Below are 20,167 nucleotides of genomic sequence, written 5' to 3'. Positions count from 1 at the left end.
CTATGTGGCGGAGTTATTGAATTTCAAGGGGATTTTCAAAACGGCAACAGCCCCTAATTCAATTCGCGACATTTCAAGAAATTGTCTGACAGCCTTTGATCGGTAGTAGCGTGCATTATCGCAAATGATGTAAATAGTCCCAGCCTTCGGGTAACGTTCTTCAATCGCCTTACAAAGATCAATCGTTGCCTCGCCATTGATGGTGTCATAGAAGCGGCAGACAGTATCCAGAGAATCGATATTGACTGCACCGTTGACATTGAGACGTTGACGCCCGGTATTACTCTGAATCGTGAATTCCACACCACGCTTAATCCAACCACAAGCCATTACAGGATTATGTTGTGGATGAACACCATCCATGAACAATATCAAGTCTTCGGGCTGCTTGTCTTCCTTTAGTTGTTGATATTTCTCAAGAACTCCAGTTGGGCTTTTGCATTAGCTTTGCCGGGTATCAGCTTGGGCTTTTTATAGACATAACCCAAGCGATGCAGCAAGGCTGTCACACCGCGTTCACTATAGCGAACCTGCCAACGCTCTTTAATGTAAGCTGCAACCGATTTAGCGGTTAAGTGAAGATTTTTCTGCAGATATTCATCCAACTCGGTCGCTTCTGAAACCGATAAGAAACTGGCACTTCCAACATGCTGAGTTTGTAGGAGTTTAGCAAGACCACCTTTCTTATATTTTCGATAGTAGGTACGGATTGTATTGCGGTCAATGAGAAGTGCTTCGGCAACGTTTGTTGCTGACCAGCCTGAACCTAAAAGAATGATGGCTTTAACTCGGTCTGCATCACGTTTTTCTCGAAGCTCACCATGGCTTGCGCAAATCGGCTAATTCAGTCTCTGGAAGGGTGTAATTCGACATGGCCTTATTTTATATATTTCACTCCATTACGTCATCTTTTTATGCTAAATTCTCATTTGCGAAGAGTATATCTTCAGTTTCTCCCAAAGTTCATCCGTAAGCAGTTGTCGCGGCATAGTTTGCTTGTTTTTGAGTCAAAATAAACAATCTATGTGGCGGAGTTATTGAATTTCAAGGGGATTTTCAAAACGGCAACAGCCCCTATTCAGTTTGAAAAATAATCTGATAAAAGCCGGCCTTTGCTGACCGACATTAACAGCCTGGCTAAACCTTAAATTCAGAAGCCCTTTTGGGCATTGTCTCAGAATTGTCATAAAAGATAACGATTTAGCGCTTAAAATTTAAGGTTTCTTTAATATTATTTTGATGTAATGCCCACACACGAGATAGATTTATTTTTTTCTGGTGTCATTATATACTTACACGTTAGAAAATTTGAGGAACTAAAATGTTTGATGAGTCAATGGCCAAAATAATTGACCCCCTTTCGGACAATAATTTTGACCCCCTTGGATCAAAAAAAAATTATTATGTGTTGGTTTTCTGTTTTAAACGATAGCTTTCCCCTCCTAACATGAATATTTTTGAATGATGAATCAGCCGGTCAATAATGGGTACAGCCACATTTTCATCCACGAAGAACTCACCCCAGGCAGTGAAATCCTTATTGGTGGTCAGGATGATTGAGCGGTATTCGTAGAGGGCATTGATCAGCTGGAACAGGTTGTAGTTACCCTGTTTGTTCATGGGCAGGTAGCCCAGTTCATCAATAATGAGCAGATCAAATTTACAAAGGCTGCTGATTTTCTTTTCAGCTCGCCTTTAAGTTCGGCCACTTCCAGGGTTTCGACCAGTGATAAGGCATTGACAAACAAGACCTTGTAGCCGGCATCAATGGCTTTGAGGCCAATACCGATAGACAGGTGGGTTTTACCGACACCCGGCGGCCCGATAAAGATCAGGTTGTGGCGATTGTCGATAAAGTCAAAGTCCAGCAGTTGATTGACCTGGCGTTTGGTGATGGTGGTCTGATGCCGGTAATCAAAGCTTTCCAGGTGTTTTTCGATCGGGAAGCCGGCCTTTCTTCGATTGGCACTCAGGCGCTTGTCATTGCGGGTTTTGACTTCATGCCCTAACAGTAGGTCGGTATACTGGAGATAGGACAGTTCATTGGTTTCGGCCTGTTGCAGCAGTTCCGGCAAGGCGGTGGTCAGGCTACTGAGCTTTAAATGCTGACACTGCCGGTTAACCTGTTCAATGAGACACATGGCTGACCTCCTGGGTGATCAGGGCACGGTAGGCATCCAGTTGACCTTCTGGGGCATGAACTGGCACCGCATCGGCCGGGGTCAGGCGTTCCGGATGCGCCTGATAGGCGTCCAGGAAGTCTCGAACCTGGGTGGCGCTGAGCCTGGGTCTTTGGCAGAGTTTGTCCAGCAGTGCCGCTGTCACCGGTTGATGTTTTTGATTTCCTGAATGACGCCGGCCAGTTGGTCTTTATAGATTTTGGGTTCGCTTTGCTTGAGAAGCGCGGCCAAGGTATCGGCCTGAGCTTGCCCGACAAGCGCCCGCAGTGCTTGCTCTAACTGTTCAATCCGCTGCGCTGGGTCGCGGTAATGATGGTTGTTTTTGCTGATGTTGCCGTGGCCTGTGGTCAAAGGATGCCGGGCGATTTCTTTGTCCTTTCCAGGTCCATGATAATCAGGTATTCCCCTCAACACGGATGCCCACGGTGGCTTGCTGATAGGCCATGGGGACGGAGTATTTGTTGGACTGATAGGAAATCAGCCCGGTCTTGTCCACCTTGCGGGTCATCAATGCCTCATCGGCCTGCACCATTGCCGGAGACAGATAGGGTTTCATCTGTGCACGTTCGTGCTGATCATAATACACTTGTGGCACGTTGCCGGTCGTCGCATGCACCCGCTGATTGGCTGTGTTGTCCAGCCAGTCGGCCAGATAGGATTCAAGCTCTGCCCAGTCTGCAAATACCTCGCCGTACAGGGCATTGTTTTTGACATATTTCACGCCCGCCTCGACCTTACCTTTGCTTTCCGGGTCATAGCCTTCACAAGCGTGTATTCTGAACCCCGCGTGCGTGGCATATTCATTAAAGCGCGCATTCACCGTCAATTCCCGGTACAGCTCTTCAATCACCACTAACTTGGTCTGATCATAGACACATTCGGCTGTTACACCGCCGAAATAACGAAACGCCGCATCATGCATCTGGATAAAGCGCTCCGTATCAATCGGTTTGTCCGACACACTGACATGCATCAACCGGGAAAAGGACAACACAAACACCACAAAGTAAACCGTGGTTTCCACGCCATTAATCAACACGCCCCGAAGCTCCCCAGGGTCCACCTGACACTGCTCCCCGGCACCATGTCCAGCACGGGCTGATAATACCGTTTTGATTTGCAGGCAACCGTTTCCCGGAGCGTATTGACATAACGACGGATTGAACGGGACGAAACCTCCAGTTCTGGATACTTTTCTTTCAATTTACGTTGTACCTTGACGGCACTCAGCTGGGGAAAGGTTTTCAGCAGATGGATAATGTAGTCCCGGTAATCATCCAGCTGTTTGTGCCGTGGCCGATTGGACAGATAAGCACTCATCGCCACTTCATCCATCGCCAGATACTTGCGCACCGTGTTGACTGAAATACCCAGTTGCCGAGCTATGGCCTTTTACCCAAGCCGTTGCCATCATCATATAACGATTTTATTTTATGAATCATACACCACTCCTTCAAAGCCTTCTCCTTTTCTAAAGCTCAAGAAAAGATGAAAGCATACGGGACAATTGCCCCTTAGGTTAAAAAAGGGGTCATTTTTGTTGTCCGCTAGTGGGTCAGTTTAGATGGCCATTAACACAGGTTTACTGCGAAGAAATGGGTTATGAAGATAAAGCCCGTTTTCCTGAAGCATTGGAAGTGGATCAATGGGATGATGACTCCGTTCACTTCATCATTCGATACAAACAAACCGGTCAATGGATTGGCGCGATGCGTATGGTATTCCCACGGGATGAATCACTCCCATTGCAGGATCTTTGTGCTATCGATCAAGACAACAATGCGCAACACAGCCAATCTATCGAAATCTCAAGGCTTTGCTTGATTCAAGATATCCGCAAACGTAAAACAGATGAAGAGCCGCCCTTAGGCCTGAACGCCCAGGCTGACAGCCAGATAAGTAAAGATGTCACTCAGCTTTACAGCCGTCGACACATCAACAAGAGTTTAATTTGGGGATTGTTCCGAGCCGCCAGCCTCTATAGTCAAGCCAATAATATCGATAATTGGTATTTTCTTGGCACCAAGGCCTTAGCGCGTGTTATCAGCCGAGAAGGCTTTAAAATGCAACAAATTGGCGAAGGCTGTGATCATCGCGGCATGCGTTACCCTTTTAAGGTTGAAATGCGGGAAATCATGAATAACGATATCTGGTCCGAAAACTTCAACAATGGCTATAGACTCTATTCAGAACTTGAACAAAACGACGCACTTCAGCGCCAAGCCGCCTGATGCTAACCTTGAAAAAGTTAGAACGTATTTATTAAACCATCTAACTTTTTCAGGGCTACTTTATTTCCTGCCAGCCATCTGTTGCCGCATTTTATATAAAGACACCAAGACAGCAATCACTAAGGCTGCAAGTGATAGCTCCAGCAACACAAAGGCCCCGATTTTGAAATAGGCAAACGAGGGGTGTACAAAACGCACTAACCAACCGCCAATTTCATCGGCTACAGCCGCAATATAAACTACCGTACTCAACCAGACCTTTACCGATACCGGCATCGTCGTCATGATCATTAAATGGGTTAATGTCAAAATCAGCATACCCATGGCAAAAAAATGAAAATGACTCACTTCCAACATGCTCTGATAGCTTTTAGGATGCGTAAATTCTTCCTCTGAACCGAGGTAATAATTAACGACCGACGCTGCCGTCAAGTCCATTTTATGAAAATACAGCAAAGCATTGGATATCCACAGCAATACAATATAGCCCAGAAACATCAGAATCAACGTATTCAATAATAATTGCCGGTTTTGCTCACCTGTCACAAAAAATCGCATCGTTTAAGTTCCCTTTAACATCACTTGAAAAACAGCCATCACTTTACGTGTTACATCAACTGCCGACCGAGTACTCAAGGTGGCACCCGCAATACCTTGAATATCCCCGCTCAAGCGTAATTGAGCCAAGTCACGCTGGTAGAGTAATTCATACCAACGCTGCGGTGGCTGATATTCTGGCGGCTCATGAAAGGCTAGCGTATGAATAGCCGTCACTTTACCCTGGGAATCCAAGACAACCATCAAGGTTTCAGGCTTGGTTCTGACAACATGACTCTCAATAGCCGCATACCCCAAAACCTTCCCGGCTTTTTTCCCGACATAAAAAGTAAAAAATGAACTTTCCATTTTAACCCGCGCCAATTGTTCAATTTTTTTAAGCTGCTGTTCGCTTGGAAATAATGACAGCATTTCCACCGTCGCATCCTTACCAAAAGCCAATACCAGCGCTTCATTTTTACTATAGAAAATTTTACTCGCCGCAGGAACAGCGACCAATAAAAATATCAACCCTAAAATAATGCCCTTGAAAGGCGTGTGTTTGTTTTGCATATGACCTTCATCTAAAAAGACAAAAAGCCTCCGAAACAATCGGAAGCTTTTTTATTGATTCATCACCGTGATAGATGCTATCAGAAAATAAATCCAATACCCAGATTAAAATCATCCGGTAAATCCCCACCTTTTGAATCCCAATTACGATAATCCGCCTTGATCACGACATTCGGAATAGGCTTGTAATTGACACCCACCTGAAAAATTTCCCTGTCTTTGCTTAAATCATCTGCAAACCCTGTCGGCGCACTGGCGATCGTATCCAATCGTTCATAACGAAAAAATGGTGCCAGGTATTGAGTGCTATTGGCAAACAAATACGGCATCACATCGTACCCAACTTCTGTATACCAACCATAGTTTTCTGAGCCAACGGTTGAGCCATTCGCTGCGCTCAGTACTGCCGCATCACCGACATGCCCCCAAGAACCCAATGCCCTGAACTCCAGGCCTCGATATTTAACCTGAACATGGCCTTCATACAATTGTGTAAACGCATCAACCTGCTGACCGTTAAACGTCTGATTTTGTCCTGAATTGCCCAAATAGGCTGAACCGCCAAAGGATACGCCTGGCAGACTCTGCGGTGTATAATCAACACGCCCAACAAATGCCAAATCTTCAGCTCTAGCCTGACTTCCCGACTGACGCCCCCCACGAATGCCGGATGCACTAAAGCCTTTCGCATCCATACCATTCACAGCATACATGGTATAGCTTAAACCCGGTGCTAATTCACCAAACAAACCCACACCAATTTCACGCCATGTACTTGGAATAATCCGTCTTTCCACCTCAGGTCGGTTATTACCGAAAAAGAACGTCGGTTCATGGATCAGGTTGATAAAGCCCATTGGCATCAATACCATTCCGGCCCTGACATTGGCGCGTGGATCAAGCAAAAAATCAACTGCCGCAAATTCTACAGAAACCGTCCCGCCGCTTTTACCGGTTGTACCATGCTCAAATTCGATTTCACTATTAAATAGAATATTATCCGTAAATTTATAGCCTAAATACATCACCAAACGCCCAAAATCTGCCTGATCTTGCGTACCCGCCTTATCATCGACTTTTGCTTGATAACTTGCTTCGCCATATCCTCCAATCGACAACCCCTTGCTCACCTTATAAATTTTAGATGCCGCAGGCCCTAGGCCATATTCACTTTTATATTCCACCTCATCAGGAATAAATAACTGTGTCCGAATTTTTTCAACTTCTTTCGCCAATACATTGGTCTTTCTATCCAAATCAGAAACATCTACTGTTTTAGCCGCAGCTTTCTTTTCCTCCAATTGTTGGGTCAATTGATTAATTTGAGCTTGTTGCGCTTGAATCACTTTCCACATTTCAGCCATTGACTGTGGTGCCCCTTCCTTATCCACTTCAGCAAATGCCACATTTACCCCAATTAAAGATAGCGCTGCAGCGACCCGCAACACTGATTGCTTTAACTTCATTTCAACACCTCCAAAAAATAAAAGATGATTATAATGCGTTTACATTCATAAATGCAAATCATTCTTATTTATATTTTTGGAAGTAACTTATCTCTCGCTATGACTGTCATCCTATATACAATGCAATGGGGAAAATACTGGGATTACACCTGAAACGCGGGCATTTCAATCAATTAGGAATAAACCCTGCAGGACTTTTTTAACGCATGGGGCCGAAAAAAGCCTGCACAGTTTCCTGAGATAGGTTAAAGGATAGGTTTCGGCTACCGCCTCCAGAAACCATCAAAACAGTCTATAAATCAATAGATTATTTACTGATGTTACGCAGTGACTTTATGGATTCCTTAATTTCCACTGCGTTACCCCGGAATGACGATTCCCAAGAAATTTCGGTAAGCGCTGATGATCGGACTCGGATAGGTCTAATGAATAGACACAGAGATCACAGAGCACACAGAGTTATAGTTTGTAGGTAACTACTCCTCCCCCTTCAGAAGCACTGGGCGTAGGGTATTGATTTTTCAGGCTTGTGCAACAAGGATGTTGCACAGAGCTACATAGACGTATCTACGCGTCCTTAAAAATCAATACCCTACGGCCACTAAATGATTACCGTGCGAGTAGTTACGTTTGTAGTTTAATTTCATTCTTACTGCACGGTTTCATTCTCTGTGTACTCTGTGATCTCTGTGTCAATAAAAGATAGAGGCTTAAACCTTATATATGGAAATCAATCTCAACCTGTGTTTTTAATACGACTCTCAACAACCAGCACAAGCATCGCTAAAAGCGCAAACCCAGCCCCACAATAAAAGGTAAATTCGGCACCATAATATGTCCATAGCCCGCCCGCAATCAGACTGGCTAACAGCATAAAAATCCCACTGATAAAATTGAACAATCCAAATGCCGTGCCTTTCAGATGTAGCGGCGTAGTTTCGGCGATTAATGTTGCCAGCGTTCCCTGACTGAACCCCATATGCAACCCCCAACAGGCAACACCTATAAAAAGCATCGGTATCGATAGTTCGCCATGTGCCAAAGCAAGCACTATATCGCTGATAATTAGCCAGAGCAGACTGATACCTAATAGCCATTTTTTATTGATGCGGTCGGATAAACGACCGACGGGATAAGCCGATAGCGCATAAGCTAAGCTCATGATAACCATAATCGCTGGAATCCAGTTTATGGACAAGCCATTCTGCTGCGCGCGCAATACCAGAAAGGCTTCACTGAAGCGAGCTAAGGTAAAGAAAATCCCGATCAAAATCACCCACCAATAATGCACTGAAAATTGTTTCAGACTGTGCCAACACAAAGGTGAGTTAGATATCTGTCTAGGTGTATGAAGAGTTGGCTCATCAACTGCCAGCAAAATAAGCAATACCGCTAGGGCAGATGGAATCACAGCGAACCATAAGACCGCTGTCATATCGCCATGTAACAGAAATAATAAAAGCATGGCCGCTAATGGACCAAGAAAAGCGCCGATGGTATCGAGAGATTGCCGCAAGCCAAAACACGCACCCCGAATTTTTGCCGGTGCGACATCGGCAATTAATGCATCGCGTGGCGCACCACGGATACCCTTGCCTATTCTGTCCAGAAAACGAGCTGTAAATACAGTAAAAACCGAGTCTGCCATTGGAAAAAGTGGCTTGCTTAATGCTGCAAGGCCATAGCCTATGAGTAACAACAACTTGCGTCGGCCAAAAAAATCACTGATGGAGCCGGAAAATACCTTGACAATATGCGCTGTCGCTTCGGCTATCCCTTCGATCACACCGACAGTCAATGCACTAGCACCAAGCGTCGATACCAAAAAAACCGGCAACAAGCTATGAATCAATTCCGAGGACAAATCCATAAACAGGCTGACAAAACCGAGCGCCCAAATTGTACGAGGTATGGCAGTAACGGGTTTGTCAGCCATGATTCAGCACAACACTAATCTTTTCTATCAGATGTAGCATATTCAATATAACCCGAAAGCAGATGTTGAAATTCGAGCATTTTAGCATCAACCCATAAATTGTACTGGAATTAAACGCAACTCAAATTCATCGCTGATAACTTAGAAAAGAAGTAACCTAAACCCCCACAAGGACAATAAAACACCAGATGCAATCCGCATTATGTTTTCTCTTTTTGGCAAACTTTTTTCCAGCAGAATAAATAATGTAATCCAAACCATCGCCGTGATGTTCATCACCCCGACTACAAACATAATGAGCATTTGCGCCCAACAACAGCCCACGCAGATAATGCCATGTTTAAAGCCCATCGCAAAAGCACCTGCTCGACCGTTTTGCCAGGAATTGAGCAAAAAACCAGCCGGTGACCGGCAGTATTTCAAACAGGTATTCTTAAAACGTGTAAATTGATATCCTCCGGAAAATAACAATAAGACCCCGGCTACAACGTCATTAGTATGCCCCATCCTTCCCGAAAGCCATTGATAATCATGAAATTTCCATTGCACCACGGTCAAGACCACACTAAATAGTAACCAGACCGACAGATAGGCTAAGCTAAAAATCAAGCTGAACAAAAATCCCTTTCCATAACGCTGCTGGCTGATTTTATTAAACATCTGAATCATAGGCAGCGCAGAAGGCAGCATCATCGCGGCCATCATGACGCTCCACATGACATAAACGACGATAAAATCATTGAGCTGCCAGGATTGTGCTGCATCGAAAGGCATTGTTTCATTCGCCATGGACATCTGAGGCATTTGTTGTTGCTGGTAAATCAGAAAACCCCACGCTGCCAAGGTTATACTAATCAGCAGGATAAAGATTTTTGGCATATCGAATTTACTTAGGGCTGATAGACAAAGGGCGAATAATAACCATTGCGCTCACTGAACTGCCATTGTTTATCGTAATCGCTGTAGCGATATTGCTTTGATCTAGCCACCGTGGAAGCATGACTGCTAACAACACATAAAGGTGGATTACTGATGCTTGACTCGGCGCCTGAAAATCCCTGAATACTTTCGATTTCCGCTTGTGCAATACCCGGAATAGACATAAATCGATTATTCCCTTGCTCCTGATAGTCAATTTTTACTTTTTTGATTCCCAACACTTCGCTGACAAAAGTCATCAGAATGGCTAAATGTCCTCCTTGTTGACCACCGAATATTTGCGTCAGTGCCTGTGTCTGTGACTCATTCGCCCGATCATCGATATATAAAGCCGCCTGCCAATTTCCTTCTTTCATATGTCCTGGTGCATAACAGGCCAATGCCACATTGAGCCCACTCAGGCTTTGACTGCCAAAAAAACCTTCCTCTATATGCCAAGCCACCAATAACTTACAATCACCATGCGATGGGGGTTGTAACCACACACACGGACAAGCCGTTTCACAATTGCAGGTCTCAAAATAACTCCCCTGTAATTTCCAATCTATTTTTTCTGTCATGTTATTCACCTAAAAAGGTTCTTTATAGGGTCGAAGATCCAGCTCATGAGTCCAGGCACTACGATGCTGGCAGTGAATAGCCCAGTAAGTTTCAGCAATAGCTTGCAACTGCAGCAAACCGTCTTTGCCTTTAGCCTTGTAATATTCTGGAAACTGCTGAGCTGCACGATCACCATCGATCACACCATCAATAATCGTATGAACCACATGGATCCCAGCTGGAGAAAATTCCCTAGCCAAGCCTTGGGCCAACGCTCTTAAGGCCGCTTTTGCACTGGCAAACGCAGTAAAAGGTGGCCTCGCTCTCAGTGATGCTGTCGCTCCAGTAAAAAAAATAGTGCCCTGCTGATTAACCTTCATACATTCAATACTGGCTTGGGCAAACAAAAAAGCCCCTAAGCAATTTTGTTGCCACAACCGGGTAAAGGTGTCCGTATCGGTTTCAAGAATGGGAGACGGAATATTGCTATCCACATTGTAAACAGCAATCTGCAAAGCGGCATCCTGCGAGCGAATTTTTTCAAACAAATGACGCACATCATTTTCATGGATGGCATCAGCCACTACGGCCGTTATGTTGCCACCATTTTTGCGGATACTCTCGGCCACCACATGCAGTTTTTTTTCAGTCCGGCCGGCGATGAAAACGTGAAAGCCTTTGACCGCCAAAAGTTTTGCGAGAGTAGCGCCCAGACCACGTTCGGGTCCAACGCCCATAATAACTGCTGAACATTGTTGATTCATAGTGTAATAACTGATGACAATTAAAAAAAACAACCTTAGGGTGCATGATATTTAAATTTTTCCGAAAATAAGTGAGAAATTATTTGCCGGCATACTGATTTGCTCCTTCAATTCCAACCCATGTTTTGCAGCCGCTTTTTTTAAATCTGCAACATCTTTTAAACCCCATTCCGGTACACCAGCCGAACTCAAGGTATTATGAAATTCTGCATTTGATTCTGTAGTGAACTCGCCTTCAACCTGAAATGGACCGTAAATCATCAAAAAACCATCTTCATTCAATAAATGTTCGGCGCATTCCATCATGCCATCGGCAATAGAAATAGGGGCAACCTGGAAAATATTGATACAAAAAATAGCCGAAAAAGCATTCTTCATATCGTCCTTAAACCAGGTATCAGGATTGGTTAAATCAAGATGAATTGGATCCGCGATATTTTCATTACCCTTTTCCTGAGTCAAATTTTTGATATTTTCAAAAACTTCCGTTTCCTTATCTGAAGGCTGAAAATGTAAATGTTTGAAATGCGGTGCAAAAAAATTGATATGCATACCACTGCCACTAGCCATTTCCAACACCTGCCCCGGCTCTTCTGGCAGCTTCTCTTTCAGAACACCTAAAATAGGCTCACGATTTCTGTTTCCTGCCCAGGCAACATATTCACTTAAAGGATGTGGATTTAAAGGGGGTTTATTATCATTCATGGTTATGACCTCATATTTAAAAAAACATTGCCACAGTAGCTTTGAAAATCATCAGACGCTTCAGCGTAAACAATTTCGTAGCCTGGCTACTTGTACAAAGCATTTTTCAGGCCATTTTTTTAAAAAAATCATCCCTTAATTATCAACAACTTGAAGTTTATGTTTACGCACAATATGAAGTTGTGCTTCAATAAGTGAAGTATAACTTCACAGACAATACCATGACCGATACCTCTCTTTCAGATTTAACTCCTGTATTTTTTTTACAAACGTTTATTCTTGAGCTGATGCACGCCAGCGAACAATCAGGACAAGAACAAGCACAACAATTGATTGAACATATTGCACGCACAGCGGGCTGTTATTTTGAAGAGATTTATCGCGCCGATAGCAATAAAGAAAATACACTCGATCGAGAAAGTTATATCGAATTGATTTTAGGGCTCAAAAACAATATTGGTGGTAAGTTTTCTTTATCTTCAAGCACTCAAGACAGTATCAAGGTTTGCAACAGCCGCTGTCCTTTTGGTGAAAAAGTGGTCAATTTTCCAAGCCTATGTGGTATGACATCCAGTGTATTCGGCGGAATTGCAGCACGTAACTTTGGTTACGCCAAAGTTGAAATTGCCAAAAGCATTGCCAACCATGACGGCTGCTGTGAAGTGTATATTCACCTCAACCAGGAAACCGCAAAACATAAAGCCGGTGTTGTATACCGCGATAATCTCAACGAGCATAAAAACCAACAGGATATTGCCAAGCTGCATTCCAAAATCGAACAAAGCATGCTGAAAATATGGCGCAAACAAAGCAAAAACCCTACCCGGAAACAGAAGCCACCGGTGATTATTGCGAACTCAGAGGGAATGAAACAGGTTTTGCAATCCATAGAAGTCATTGCTCCTACTTCGGCAACCTTGTTGATTCAAGGGCAAACCGGTGTCGGTAAAGAGCTGATAGCGCGTGCTATTCACGCAATGAGCCATCGTTGCAGCAAACCTTTTGTCGCGATCAATTGTGGCGCTATTCCAGAAAACCTGATTGAAAGTGTTTTATTCGGTCACGAAAAAGGCGCATTTACCGGGGCCATTGAAGTGCATCGAGGATATTTTGAAAGAGCCGATGGCGGTACCCTGTTTTTGGATGAAGTGGACTCACTCTCTGCCGCCGCCCAGACTCGGTTACTCCGAGTACTGCAAGAAAACGAACTGGAAAGAGTCGGAGGAAAACAGACTATACCAGTCGACACACGAATCATTTCCGCAACTAACACCGGCCTTCAAGATAAAGTCAGCCAAGGTCTGTTCCGTGAAGATTTGTACTATCGTATCAATGTCGTCAACCTGGAAATACCACCGTTACGAGAAAGACCCGAAGACATCCCCGCATTGGTCCATCATATTGTGCAACAGATGAGCCAAAAACATAATAAACCCGTAACCTCGGTCAGCCGAGAAGTCATGCAAAAAATTAAAGCTTATCACTGGCCGGGTAATGTCAGGGAACTAGAAAATACACTAGAACGCAGTGTGTTATTCGCTCATGGAGAAGAAATAACTGATTTAAAACTGGATATTGATACCTCAGCCCTCCCCTTGCCTTTGGAATTAAAAAAACTAAAGCAACAGTCAATTACAGAGATTGAAGTAAGATTTTTACAGGACGCCTTAAAATATTATCGAGGTGACATCAAAAAAATGGCTGACTTCCTGGAAATATCAACCCGGGCGGTTTATCAGCAATTAAAAAAATATCAACTGAATGCGGAGGATTATCGTCATTGAGACGAATAGAACATTTATACGATCTGTTTCAAAAATTCAGATTCTGAAATAATATCCAAGTTGGTTTCGACGCGGTCAAGATAGACCAGGCCTTGCAGGTGATCAAATTCATGCTGAAAAACCCGAGCGACAAAACCTTCCAGTCGTATGCTATGGGATTCGCCTTGTTCATCCTGATAATGCACTTTGATTTTCAGATAACGCGGCACCTTAGCCCGAATGCCTGGAATACTTAAGCAGCCTTCCCAATCTTTTTGTTGTCGCTCATCCAACACGGTCATGTCGGGATTCAACATACAAACAGGCGACATTTCTGGTGCTTTCGGATAACGCGCGGTCGGCCTGGAGGCGACAATCACGGCCTGAAAAGATTCGCCAATTTGTGGTGCTGCCAGACCGACGCCTTCGGTGCTAGCTAACGTAGCCTTTAAATCGGCTATCAGTTGACGGCTCTGATCGGATGTAAAATTGGTAATGGGTTGGGCAAGACATCGTAAACAAGGGTTCCCAAGTTGCAGAATATCACGCCGTTTACCTTGAATTTTCATTGAACATCTAAAATCGCTTCTAGTTTCTGAATTGCCGCATCACAGGCTGGCAGTGAATTTTTGACCTTGCGTTGAAATAAAATACCGGTATTTTTTCCTTCCATCGTTAATCGAGCATAATCATTTAACAATTTACAGGCAGCATGCATATCCATTTCGGCCTGATAAACCACATCGTCCTCCTCAGGCAGCATCATGATGATTGTGGTCAGCTCATTTTGCCGCCGGAACAACTCTTCTGCATAGTCGCTCAGGGCTTGTCGATGAGTAACAGCTTCAACCAGACTGCAAGCATTATTCAATACAGCTAAAATCAATACCAGTGAGAACAGAATTTTTTTACGCATGACGCTGACGTCGCCAAAAAAAGGCCAGCAGGCTACCGGACAAATTATGCCAGATACTGAACAATGCGCCGGGCAGCGCAGCCAAGGGTGAATAATATTTGATCGCCAAGGCCACGCTTAACCCTGAATTTTGCATACCGACTTCGATACTGACCGTGCGGGCGGTTTGTCGGTCAAACTTCAGCCACCGACACAGATGATAACCGGTCAGCAGACCTAAAAGATTGTGCAAGACAACCGCCAGCATGACCGGCCAGGCCAATTGCTGTAAATTGGCATGATTTAAGCCCACGATAATAGCGATAATCAAAATAATCGACACACTGGACAATAGTGGAAATAACGGCTGTATAGCGCCTGTCATTGATTTAAGCACTGTGTTCAAAAGCGTTCCTGACAGTACCGGTAATAACACAAACAAGACAATGCTTTTAAGCATTTTCAAGAGTGGAACTTCGATAATCTGATGCAGGTATAGCCAGCTTAACAGCGGCATCAAGGCCACCGCGCACAAAGTCGATGCCGCTGTCATCAACACCGATAATGCAACATTGCCACGGGCTAAATAACAAATAACATTCGAAGCCGTTCCGCCCGCACTGGCGCCAACTAGAACCATACCGGCCAAAATTTCAGCCGGCAACTCCAGCAGGCGAGAAATTGCCCAGGCATAAAACGGCATGCACATAAATTGCATACCAATTGCAATGGCAATAATTCGAGGTGACTTCAAGACTTTTTTAAAATCGTTCAGGGTCAGCGTCATCCCCATGCAAAACATAACCGTTGCCAATAGAGGAATAATCCAGCTTTTTAAACCGACAAAGCTACCGGGATAAAACCAAGCGGCAAGCGAGAGCAGAATAGCCCAAAGCGGAAATAACTGCGTAATGCGCTGCATAGTTTATTTCCGTGCGGTAAAAATCAGGTATTCGGTCAGTTTTTCATCAAACAATTGATGCTGAGCCAATCCAACATAGTAATTGGCCGTTTGCGCTTTGGAACGCAACCCTAACCATTGGCTTATTTTCTGCACTGGATACAAACGTTTAGCGACCTTGTACATATAATCTGCCGAAGGCAAGGTTTGTGGCGTAATATCATGGATGCTGATGTCATTAAAGTCCAATCCTTCCAGTAAGCCTGTAAATTCCTCACGAGAACACAGATTGGGCACTGCCCAGCCGTTCAGACAAGTCACCACCGCCTGCCACTGATTGGGCGTAAATTCACGCTGCAATAAAAAACCGTCACAAACCACCAAACGACCGCCCGGCCGCAAAAGCCGCCAGGCTTCTTTCAAAAAGTCACCTTTCCTCAGGGCATGACAAGAGCTTTCCAGCGCCCAGACCACATCAAACGATGCATCCTCAAACGGTGTTTGACAAAAGTCGGCCACCTCAAAGTCAACCTTGTCAGCCACACCATGGCGTTTGGCATGCTGACGTGCATAATGCGCCTGTTGCTGACTGATGGTAATACCGGTCACACGGTTGCCTTTTTCCCGTCCCATCCAGATGCTGCTGCCGCCAATGCCACAGCCGGCATCGAGCACCTTGTCTTCAGCGCTAATTCCAGCCTTGTCATACAATATCCGGTTTTTATTTATCAAGGCCTGATGCTGCTGGTAGGGTTTGTCGCTGTCCCAATAGCCATAATGCAAGGCTAGATTGTCCCGGTTACACCAAGCCGCCAGATAATCCCGATAGCAATCATCATAATGTTTAACGGCATCTTCGGCCAAGGCTTCCGGGCTTAACACTTCATGTTGCCGGAGGCTTTGGTCGCGATAATCCTGGTCAGGCTCTATGCGGTAGCTTTTCATAGCGGTTATTATGCTTTGGAAATCGTTTAAAAACGGGGCGGCCATTATAATCCAGTTTTGCAATTTTCTCAGGCGCGTGTTCGGCAATCGCCAGACGTTGATAGATTTCCTGAATCGGTAATTGCTTCAACTGCTCGATATCCATTCCAAAACGAATCTTGAAAAAGCGGTTTTTTTTAGCCGGTGGATAACGTGCCAGCCACTCCATCAAAGCCTGATCAATACGCTGTTGTGCCTGTTCCAGCGCTGTTGGCGGAGCCGCTTTGCGCTGAGGTTGTATGGATTCTTTTGATTGTCCACTGACCTTGTCACGAATTGCCGCCAGGCGTTTACTTTTGCCTTGTTGCAATAACGTCGGACTCAATTCCTGAATACAAATTTTTTCTTTCATCGGGTGACCTTTTGTAAAACACCTTGTTTAAGTTCATAGACAACATCCATCCAGTCCAGACCGGCCGTTCTGTGCGTAACCATAATGACTGTTTTCTTGCGCATCATGCTTTCAAGCCGTTGTAAAACATCCCGCTCGGTTTTGGCATCCAGACCTTCACAAGGTTCATCAAGCAACACAATCGGTGCGTTTTTCAGATAAACCCGAGCCAATGCAATGCGCCGAGCTTCCCCGCCCGATACATTCGCGCCCTGCTCGCCGAGCCAGCTGTCCAGTCCATCCGGCAGCTGCAGCAACCATGCCCTAAGACCGGCTTCAGTCAATGCGGCCGTTAATTCTGCATCGCTCGCATCGGGTTTAGCGAGGCGTAAATTATCACGCACAGACCCTAACAGCAACCGACTATGCTGAGATAATAATGCGCAGCGCGTCATTAACGCATCAAATTCGATCTGCCGATAATCCACACCGCCTAAGCTGACTGAGCCCTGCTGGGGGTCAAAATAACGTAGCAGTAAATGCAGCAAAGTGGTTTTACCGACGCCACTGTGCCCGATAATAGCTATTTTCTGAGCTGACGGTATAAAAATATCAAGCTGCTTCAACACCCAGGGGCCGGGTTCTGTATAACGAAAAGCGATGTGTTGCAGTTGAATGGCGTTATCATCCGGCAGCGGCGCAGGATTAGGCGTTAAAATAGCCGGAGCCATCTCTGTTAAATGCCGGATGCGCTGAGCCGAGCGGCGGGTTTTACCCAACATTTGCATGGCACTGTTAAACGGTAGCATCCACTCGAACAAGGCCAATACTACAAAAATCAACAGGGCCAATTGTGAGCCCGTCATCGTCTGTGGCACAAAACGGGCACCTATATACAAAAAAACGAATAATGTTAAATGTGCCACTAAAAACAACAGCGCCGAAGACAAGGCATTGAACTGCTGGTTTCGACGCTGCCACGCAAGCAAGCCATTCGTCTTTGCCAGTATGGATTTTTTCAGACGCTCACCGGCCTGATAGGCCAGAATATCATCCAAGCCGTGCAGATAATCGAGTAAAGCGATTTTCAGCCGGTTATTCTGCTCAACCTCCTGCTGCGCCGATTTTTCACTGCAGTATGAAAATAGCCATGGCAGCACACCAACGGCGACAACTAAGGCCAGCGCTAAAATCAACGCCAATTGTGCCGAATAGGCGGAAACCAGTGCCAGCACCAACGCCGAAGCTGTCACAACAATCGCCAATGGCAACAAAATTCTGAGATAAATGGCATCCAATGCATCAATATCAACGGTAATCCGGCTGAGCACATCACCAGAATGCTTGCCCGATAACTGCCCCGGCGTTAACCGAATCAGGCGACTGAAAAACCAGTATCGAATCTCAGCCAGAACCTTGAATGTTGCATCATGCGTCAACCAGCGTTCGCCATAACGCCCCAGTGTCCGAATGATGGCCAGCGCCCTAATCTCAGCCGCCGGCTGCATAAAATTAAAAGTCACCGCCACACCATCCGGCGCCATTGCGCCGGCAACGGCAGCCGCGCAAATAAACCAACCCGACAAGCCGAGCAAGGTAATCGCCGCCAGCGCGGTAAGTACGGCAAGCACACCGCCGCCCAGCAAACGCCCCCACCAGGGTTTAAACAGGGGTAGAAAATAGCACAAATCCTTCATGCGATGCGCCCGTTATGCAAACTTATGTGTCTGTCAAAACGCTGTATAACCGTGCTGTCATGACTGGCAATCAAGACGGTTTTCGCGGCAAACAATCGTTCGATGACATCGAGCAAGGTCTGTTTTGTCACAGGATCCAAATGGGCTGTCGGTTCATCTAATATAATAATGCCGCTGTTTTTAACAAACGCCCGTGCCAACGCAATGCGTTGAATCTGTCCACCGGATAAACCAAAGCCGTTTTCGCCCAGCAGACTGTTCAGCTTATCGGGCAAGTCTTGCGCAAAATTCATAACGCCGGCGGCATAGGCCGCCTGTTCAATCTGTTCAAGCGGAATATCAGAATCGAACAGACTGATGTTATCGGCGATACTACCACTGAATAGTGCATTTTTTTGCCCCACCCAAGCAATCTTTGCCAGACGCTCTGATCGAGAACTGAGTTGACCCTGCAAATAAATTTCCCCGTCATCGGGCTGATCCAGGCCGACAAGTAATTTTAGCAGCGTCGTTTTACCGGCGCCTGATTCGCCTGTCAAAACAACCTTCTCACCTGGCTTTATGGACAGATAAACATGATCCAGAACAATACTCTCACCATAGTGTTTGCATAATCTGTCACAGGCAAGCACTGATGTCTGAACCCGATTTTGCAGTAATACAGAATTTGCCGGAAATTCAGGCGCATCCAATAGTTTGAGCAGATGATCGGCTGCCGCCAGCGCCTGTGCCCGATCATGGTAAAAGGCCGATAACTGGCGCAAGGGCAGAAAATATTCAGGGGCTAACAGCAACACAAACAAAGCCTGTTGCAGCGTGATATCTGCAGCCGGGCCAAAATGAACCAGCCCCAAAAGCCCCAAGCCAACATAAACGGCAACCAGCGCCACCGCCACAGCACTGAAAAACTCCAACACTGCCGATGACAAAAAGGCGATGCTCAACACCGCCATGGTTTTTTCGGTAAATTGCGTGGAAATCTCGCCAATTCGCGCTAGCTCGGCTTGTGCCTGACCAAACAACTTCAAGGTTTCAAGCCCTTGAATCCGGTCCAGAAAATAACCGCTCATGCGCGACATCTGCACAAATTGCCGGCGACTGGCTGACTCTGCCCCCATGCCGATTAAAATCATAAATAACGGCACCAAAGGACCTGTCACCAGCAAAATAACCCCAACTAGCCAATTAACATAAAATACGCTGCTCACTATCAACAGCGGCGCCCACATAACCAGACGTTTTTGCGGTAAATAGCGTTGAAAATAATCATCCAACGCCTGAGCATGGTTTTGAATGATATTGACCATCTCCCCACTAGACTGGCGCATTGTCGCCTTCAGTGTATTGTCCAGTTTATCTAGCAGCTGCTTTTGCAAGCGCAGACGCACACTTGCCGCCAGCTTAAAGCTATGCACCTGAAAGACATAGATACACAGACTTCTCAATCCAAAAACCGCCAGCAACACGCTCAATTCAACAGACAACGCCGCTATGTTTTTATGCTCGATAACCAGCGCATGCAACACACTGGCCAGAAACCAAGCCTGTATAATAATCAATACAGTCTGTAAAATGCCCATCAGCACAGACAGGCGCAGCGGTCTTTTAAGTGCTTTTTCCCAGCTTTTCAGCCACTCGGCACAATAGGCCTGACGCCGTTTGTGATGCTGGAAATCGGCTTTATGCGTTGAACTGTTTTTCACACAACTCCATGACATTTTGATT

General features: G+C 45.4%; 19 protein-coding genes and 3 pseudogenes. 2 read left to right on the top strand and 20 right to left on the bottom strand.

Annotated features, from left to right (window positions below):
• The 5 genes and pseudogenes from JEU20_RS08185 to istA all read right to left on the bottom strand — a co-directional run bounded on the left by JEU20_RS08185 (position 1) and on the right by istA (position 3,622).
• Positions 1–363, bottom strand: coding sequence for a transposase (locus JEU20_RS08185; protein ID WP_198244896.1), 363 nt, complete (start codon positions 361–363; stop codon positions 1–3).
• A 35-nt stretch (positions 364–398) separates the two neighbouring features.
• A complete protein-coding gene (locus JEU20_RS08180) occupies positions 399–605 on the bottom strand; it encodes a helix-turn-helix domain-containing protein (protein ID WP_198244894.1) in 207 nt (68 codons plus the stop codon).
• 54 nt (positions 606–659) lie between these two features.
• Positions 660–779 (bottom strand): annotated as a pseudogene (locus tag JEU20_RS15875) (terminase gpP N-terminus-related DNA-binding protein); the annotation flags it as partial.
• A gap of 622 nt (positions 780–1,401) precedes the next feature.
• Positions 1,402–2,141: pseudogene (gene istB, locus JEU20_RS08170) on the bottom strand (IS21-like element helper ATPase IstB).
• Positions 2,128–3,622, bottom strand: a pseudogene (istA, locus tag JEU20_RS15870) (IS21 family transposase). Before istA ends, istB begins: the two co-directional pseudogenes overlap by 14 nt.
• 108 nt (positions 3,623–3,730) lie before the next feature.
• Here istA and JEU20_RS08145 point away from each other — a divergent pair.
• Positions 3,731–4,411: a PEP-CTERM/exosortase system-associated acyltransferase gene (locus JEU20_RS08145; protein WP_281066803.1), complete on the top strand. Its 681-nt coding sequence runs from the start codon at positions 3,731–3,733 to the stop codon at positions 4,409–4,411.
• A 60-nt stretch (positions 4,412–4,471) separates the two neighbouring features.
• Here JEU20_RS08145 and JEU20_RS08140 read toward each other — a convergent pair whose 3' ends face one another.
• The 8 genes from JEU20_RS08140 to JEU20_RS08105 form a co-directional block, all read right to left on the bottom strand.
• Positions 4,472–4,969, bottom strand: coding sequence for a hypothetical protein (locus JEU20_RS08140; protein WP_198244884.1), 498 nt, complete (start codon positions 4,967–4,969; stop codon positions 4,472–4,474).
• A 3-nt stretch (positions 4,970–4,972) separates the two neighbouring features.
• The gene (locus tag JEU20_RS08135; RefSeq protein ID WP_198244882.1) at positions 4,973–5,521 is read right to left on the bottom strand and encodes an FMN-binding protein; all 549 of its coding nucleotides are present in this window, start codon (positions 5,519–5,521) and stop codon (positions 4,973–4,975) included.
• 80 nt (positions 5,522–5,601) lie between these two features.
• The gene (locus tag JEU20_RS08130; RefSeq protein WP_198244880.1) at positions 5,602–6,987 is read right to left on the bottom strand and encodes a hypothetical protein; all 1,386 of its coding nucleotides are present in this window, start codon (positions 6,985–6,987) and stop codon (positions 5,602–5,604) included.
• 736 nt (positions 6,988–7,723) lie between these two features.
• Entirely contained in the window at positions 7,724–8,923 is a 1,200-nt protein-coding gene (locus tag JEU20_RS08125; protein WP_198244878.1) for an MFS transporter, read from the bottom strand.
• 141 nt (positions 8,924–9,064) lie between these two features.
• On the bottom strand, positions 9,065–9,802 hold the full coding sequence (locus JEU20_RS08120) for a DUF2182 domain-containing protein (protein ID WP_198244876.1): 738 nt from the start codon (positions 9,800–9,802) through the stop codon (positions 9,065–9,067).
• Between the two features lie 11 nt (positions 9,803–9,813).
• Entirely contained in the window at positions 9,814–10,422 is a 609-nt protein-coding gene (locus tag JEU20_RS08115; RefSeq protein ID WP_198244874.1) for a DUF1326 domain-containing protein, read from the bottom strand.
• 9 nt (positions 10,423–10,431) lie between these two features.
• Positions 10,432–11,166, bottom strand: coding sequence for an SDR family NAD(P)-dependent oxidoreductase (locus JEU20_RS08110; protein ID WP_198244872.1), 735 nt, complete (start codon positions 11,164–11,166; stop codon positions 10,432–10,434).
• 51 nt (positions 11,167–11,217) lie between these two features.
• Positions 11,218–11,871, bottom strand: a complete 654-nt coding sequence (locus tag JEU20_RS08105; RefSeq protein ID WP_198244870.1) for a DUF938 domain-containing protein — start codon at positions 11,869–11,871, stop codon at positions 11,218–11,220.
• A 221-nt stretch (positions 11,872–12,092) separates the two neighbouring features.
• Here JEU20_RS08105 and JEU20_RS08100 point away from each other — a divergent pair, with 221 nt between their 5' ends.
• Positions 12,093–13,655: a sigma 54-interacting transcriptional regulator gene (locus JEU20_RS08100; RefSeq protein ID WP_198244868.1), complete on the top strand. Its 1,563-nt coding sequence runs from the start codon at positions 12,093–12,095 to the stop codon at positions 13,653–13,655.
• Between the two features lie 14 nt (positions 13,656–13,669).
• Here the strand turns inward: JEU20_RS08100 and def are convergent, their stop codons facing one another.
• The 7 genes from def to cydD are packed head-to-tail and all read right to left on the bottom strand — an operon-like array spanning position 13,670 to position 20,145.
• Positions 13,670–14,203 (bottom strand): peptide deformylase, encoded by a 534-nt coding sequence (gene def, locus JEU20_RS08095; RefSeq protein ID WP_198244866.1) that lies wholly within the window; start codon positions 14,201–14,203, stop codon positions 13,670–13,672.
• Positions 14,200–14,550, bottom strand: a complete 351-nt coding sequence (locus JEU20_RS08090) for a hypothetical protein (protein WP_198244864.1) — start codon at positions 14,548–14,550, stop codon at positions 14,200–14,202. Before JEU20_RS08090 ends, def begins: the two co-directional genes overlap by 4 nt.
• On the bottom strand, positions 14,543–15,451 hold the full coding sequence (locus JEU20_RS08085; protein WP_198244862.1) for a bile acid:sodium symporter family protein: 909 nt from the start codon (positions 15,449–15,451) through the stop codon (positions 14,543–14,545). Before JEU20_RS08085 ends, JEU20_RS08090 begins: the two co-directional genes overlap by 8 nt.
• A 3-nt stretch (positions 15,452–15,454) precedes the next feature.
• Complete coding sequence (locus JEU20_RS08080) at positions 15,455–16,375, bottom strand: class I SAM-dependent methyltransferase (protein WP_198244861.1); 921 nt, start codon at positions 16,373–16,375, stop codon at positions 15,455–15,457.
• Entirely contained in the window at positions 16,350–16,766 is a 417-nt protein-coding gene (locus tag JEU20_RS08075) for a hypothetical protein (RefSeq protein ID WP_198244859.1), read from the bottom strand. Before JEU20_RS08075 ends, JEU20_RS08080 begins: the two co-directional genes overlap by 26 nt.
• Positions 16,763–18,442 carry a thiol reductant ABC exporter subunit CydC gene (gene cydC / locus JEU20_RS08070; protein ID WP_198244857.1) on the bottom strand — a complete coding sequence of 560 codons (1,680 nt, stop codon included), beginning with the start codon at positions 18,440–18,442 and terminating at the stop codon, positions 16,763–16,765. The genes JEU20_RS08075 and cydC overlap by 4 nt, the downstream gene beginning before the upstream one ends.
• Positions 18,439–20,145 carry a thiol reductant ABC exporter subunit CydD gene (gene cydD / locus JEU20_RS08065; RefSeq protein WP_198244855.1) on the bottom strand — a complete coding sequence of 569 codons (1,707 nt, stop codon included), beginning with the start codon at positions 20,143–20,145 and terminating at the stop codon, positions 18,439–18,441. Before cydD ends, cydC begins: the two co-directional genes overlap by 4 nt.
• Between the last annotated feature and the right edge of the window lie 22 nt (positions 20,146–20,167).

Origin of the sequence: methane-oxidizing endosymbiont of Gigantopelta aegis, from assembly GCF_016097405.1 — a bacterium.
Classification (GTDB): domain Bacteria; phylum Pseudomonadota; class Gammaproteobacteria; order Methylococcales; family Methylomonadaceae; genus Methylomarinum.
This window is presented reverse-complemented; position numbering and strand designations above follow the sequence as displayed.

Coding starts and splice junctions, on each gene's coding strand:
- JEU20_RS08110 (WP_198244872.1), bottom strand. CDS start 11,166: ATGAATCAACAATGTTCAGCAGTTATTATGGGCGTTGGACCCGAACGT.
- JEU20_RS08075 (WP_198244859.1), bottom strand. CDS start 16,766: ATGAAAGAAAAAATTTGTATTCAGGAATTGAGTCCGACGTTATTGCAA.
- JEU20_RS08105 (WP_198244870.1), bottom strand. CDS start 11,871: ATGAATGATAATAAACCCCCTTTAAATCCACATCCTTTAAGTGAATAT.
- JEU20_RS08130 (WP_198244880.1), bottom strand. CDS start 6,987: ATGAAGTTAAAGCAATCAGTGTTGCGGGTCGCTGCAGCGCTATCTTTA.
- JEU20_RS08080 (WP_198244861.1), bottom strand. CDS start 16,375: ATGAAAAGCTACCGCATAGAGCCTGACCAGGATTATCGCGACCAAAGC.
- JEU20_RS08140 (WP_198244884.1), bottom strand. CDS start 4,969: ATGCGATTTTTTGTGACAGGTGAGCAAAACCGGCAATTATTATTGAAT.
- JEU20_RS08090 (WP_198244864.1), bottom strand. CDS start 14,550: ATGCGTAAAAAAATTCTGTTCTCACTGGTATTGATTTTAGCTGTATTG.
- JEU20_RS08135 (WP_198244882.1), bottom strand. CDS start 5,521: ATGCAAAACAAACACACGCCTTTCAAGGGCATTATTTTAGGGTTGATA.
- JEU20_RS08115 (WP_198244874.1), bottom strand. CDS start 10,422: ATGACAGAAAAAATAGATTGGAAATTACAGGGGAGTTATTTTGAGACC.
- JEU20_RS08100 (WP_198244868.1), top strand. CDS start 12,093: ATGACCGATACCTCTCTTTCAGATTTAACTCCTGTATTTTTTTTACAA.
- JEU20_RS08125 (WP_198244878.1), bottom strand. CDS start 8,923: ATGGCTGACAAACCCGTTACTGCCATACCTCGTACAATTTGGGCGCTC.
- def (WP_198244866.1), bottom strand. CDS start 14,203: ATGAAAATTCAAGGTAAACGGCGTGATATTCTGCAACTTGGGAACCCT.
- cydC (WP_198244857.1), bottom strand. CDS start 18,442: ATGAAGGATTTGTGCTATTTTCTACCCCTGTTTAAACCCTGGTGGGGG.
- JEU20_RS08185 (WP_198244896.1), bottom strand. CDS start 363: ATGGATGGTGTTCATCCACAACATAATCCTGTAATGGCTTGTGGTTGG.
- JEU20_RS08085 (WP_198244862.1), bottom strand. CDS start 15,451: ATGCAGCGCATTACGCAGTTATTTCCGCTTTGGGCTATTCTGCTCTCG.
- JEU20_RS08120 (WP_198244876.1), bottom strand. CDS start 9,802: ATGCCAAAAATCTTTATCCTGCTGATTAGTATAACCTTGGCAGCGTGG.